Raw genomic sequence first — 3,066 nt, 5'->3', positions numbered from 1 at the left:
ATATTTCCTTGTTTTATAGAAGATTTTGTTTTAAAATTTATTGTTATTTCATTCTAAATAGATTTATAAATATATAGGAGTGTTTTTATGTTTAATGAAAATTTTAATTGGAAGACAACTATTCTTAAGCCTTTACTAATGATAACAGTACTTTCTGTTTTGGTTTTTTGTGGATACTTTGTTCTTTATTCTATTTTTGGTAGCTTGAGTTCTTTAATTCCTAAAAATTTAAGAAGTACTGATATTTCTAATGCTACAAATGCTTTTTTTAGTGCTCTAATCGTAGCTATTATTTCATGTTGTTTTAATTTACTACCTCAAGTTGGTGAAAAACAATTAGATCGTAAAAAAAAGATAACTTTTAGTCTATATATATTAAAAAACAGATTGGAAATACTAAAAAAAGATGTAAGTAATATTCAGGTGTTATTATTAGATTCAAATATTTCTGATGATACTTTACAAGAACAAGTTAAAAATAAAATTGATGATATTGAAAAAAAGAATGAAGAAATTGTTAGAATTTCTATTGAAACTGAGTTTAATGATTTGCCTAATAAGGTTGTGTCATTTTTTGAAATGGTGAAAAGTAATAAATCTTTTTCGAGTAAAAATGATATCTTAAGTATGATAGTAGATTTAAATAATAAAATTGATGCTGTAGTAGAAATAGTTAATACAGAGTTGGAAAACAAATTGAAATATTAAATTGTTTAACCCTCTTTCATATTTTTTGAAAGAGGGGGTAAGGAATTATAAATTAAATAAGGAATGTATCAAGAATGTTATCTTTTTCTTTTTTATTAATTCTGATATATTTGAGAGTAATTTGTGGTGTACTATAATTGAGTATTTCTTGGAACATAGGAACATTTTTTTTAGGTATTGTTCTTATATTTGTAGGGGTACCGCCACATTGCTATCAAGCTAAAGAAGTAGGTCACCCCAAAAAAGAGAAAATACGTTAAATTCTCATAGATAACTATCTTATATTAATTACATAATCTAGTGTGATATAATAATATAAAGATATTATATTTAAAAGGGGGATTCAAATTGGTTAAAAACTTACCTTTACTAATAGTGATTTTACTACTAGGTATCAGTTCTTCTACATTAAGCACGAACGGATACTTTTCTCCAGTTATTGAATGGTCTTTAATGATTATAAGTATTATTTTGAACATTACTGCAGTGATAGGTTTATCATTACACGTCCTTGTATATCAACCTATGAAAAGATTTGATAAAAATTTAAAAGAGACCTTCAAATAAAATAATTATATTTGAGGTAACACCACATCGCTATCGAGCTAAAAAAATGTATCCATAAAAAGAAAAAAACGCTATTCTTTCTGTAGAATTATAGGAAAGGATGGCGTTTTTTATGTCTGTTTCTGTGTCTGATGAATTACAACTATTTGCTCAAGAGATTCAACGTTTTTTATCTCCAAATACCTTACGGAATCTTGCTCGAGATGTTGGTTTCGTACAACGAACCAGTAAGTACCAAGCAAAAGATTTAGTCGCTTTATGTGTATGGATGAACCAAAATATCGCTACGACGTCTTTAACTCAGTTATCTAGCTGTTTAGAAGCCTCGACAGAAGTGCTCATCAGTCCCGAGGGACTGAACCAACGATTTAATAAAGCAGCCGTCCAATTTTTACAACACATACTAGCTGAACTACTAAGCCGAAAATTGACCTCATCTATACCGATTTCTTCTCCATATACTTCTGTTTTTAAGCGTATTCGTATTTTAGATTCAACTGCATTTCAACTCCCGGATGTATTTTCATCGGTTTATCCAGGTGCAGGAGGCTGCAGCCATACAGCTGGGATAAAAATTCAACTTGAGTATGATTTGTTAAGTGGACAGTTCCTTCATATTCATACAGGTCCAGGTAAACAACATGATCGCACTTACGGCTCTCTGTGTGCTCCAACTGTGACAGCGAATGATTTATGTATCCGAGATTTAGGTTATTTTCATTTAAAAGACCTTCAATATATACAAGATAAAGAGGCCTACTATATCTCTCGTATCAAGTCGAATACACGTATTTATCAAAAAAATCCTACCCCTGATTATTTTCAAGATGGAAGAATTAAGAAAGGTACAGAGTATATACAGATAGATATGGAGACGTTAATGAACTCCCTTCAACCAGGACAAACATGTGAAATAGCTGATGCTTATGTAGGAATGATTGATAAAGTGTCAGCTCGTGTAATTGTTCATCGATTAACAAAACAACAGCAACAAAAACGATTACAAGATCAAGCTGTAAGAGAAAAAAAGAAAGGAATGAAGTATTCTCCTTGTAGTAAACGACTCAGTGGTATCAATGTATATATGACAAACACCCCTACAGATATTATCCCGACGGGACAAGTACATGATTGGTATTCTTTACGTTGGCAAATCGAAATTTTATTTAAAACGTGGAAGTCATTCTTTCAAATTCATCATTGTAAAAAGATAAAACCAGAACGATTGGAGTGCCATTTATATGGTCAATTGATTGCCATTCTACTCTGTTCTTCTATCATGTTTCAAATGCGACAATTGCTCCTAATGAAGAAAAAACGAGAGCTTAGTGAGTATAAAGCCATATATATGATCAAAGACTATTTTCTTCTTTTATTCCAAACTATACAAAACAACACCCAAGAGCTATCAAAGGTGTTACTTCGCCTGTTCAATCTCCTACAGCAAAACGGGCGGAAATCTCATCGATATGAGAAAAAAACGGTCTTTGATATATTAGGTGTTGTTTACAATTGTACCATGTCTGATAATCAAGCCGCTTAATTCAAAAAATGAAACCCGTTAGGGGTTATTTCGTATGCAAATCTTTTAATCACCTACACTTGCCCTTTAGAAAAAAGAAACAATCTCGCCTAAAATTGACTTTGCATAATCTTAGCTTGATAGCGATGGGGTACCGCCACATCGCTATCAAGCTAACAAATAAAAATCCCCCCAAAATAAAAAAACGATATTCTTTCTATCTAAAGTGTAGAAGGATTATCGTTTTTTTACTTTTATAAATGTAAAAA

3 protein-coding genes are annotated in these 3,066 nt (G+C 31.0%); all 3 read left to right on the top strand.

Features of this window, described 5'->3' with window-relative positions:
- Positions 1-87 precede the first annotated feature (87 nt).
- The 3 genes from MR160_RS33235 to MR160_RS33220 all read left to right on the top strand — a co-directional run bounded on the left by MR160_RS33235 (position 88) and on the right by MR160_RS33220 (position 2,818).
- Complete coding sequence (locus MR160_RS33235; RefSeq protein WP_242299176.1) at positions 88-708, top strand: hypothetical protein; 621 nt, start codon at positions 88-90, stop codon at positions 706-708.
- A 348-nt stretch (positions 709-1,056) separates the two neighbouring features.
- Positions 1,057-1,275 (top strand): hypothetical protein, encoded by a 219-nt coding sequence (locus MR160_RS33225; RefSeq protein ID WP_000240399.1) that lies wholly within the window; start codon positions 1,057-1,059, stop codon positions 1,273-1,275.
- 112 nt (positions 1,276-1,387) lie between these two features.
- Complete coding sequence (locus MR160_RS33220; protein WP_242299175.1) at positions 1,388-2,818, top strand: IS4 family transposase; 1,431 nt, start codon at positions 1,388-1,390, stop codon at positions 2,816-2,818.
- Positions 2,819-3,066 lie beyond the last annotated feature (248 nt).

The sequence above is a fragment of the Bacillus cereus group sp. BfR-BA-01382 genome (assembly GCF_022663475.1).
Taxonomy (GTDB): Bacteria; Bacillota; Bacilli; order Bacillales; family Bacillaceae_G; genus Bacillus_A; species Bacillus_A thuringiensis_S.
The sequence above is the reverse complement of the archived record's forward strand: the minus strand, read 5'-3'. Positions and strand labels throughout refer to the sequence as shown.

Excerpts from the sequence above, each read along its gene's own strand:
- MR160_RS33220 (WP_242299175.1), top strand. The coding sequence starts at position 1,388 with ATGTCTGTTTCTGTGTCTGATGAATTACAACTATTTGCTCAAGAGATT.
- MR160_RS33235 (WP_242299176.1), top strand. The coding sequence starts at position 88 with ATGTTTAATGAAAATTTTAATTGGAAGACAACTATTCTTAAGCCTTTA.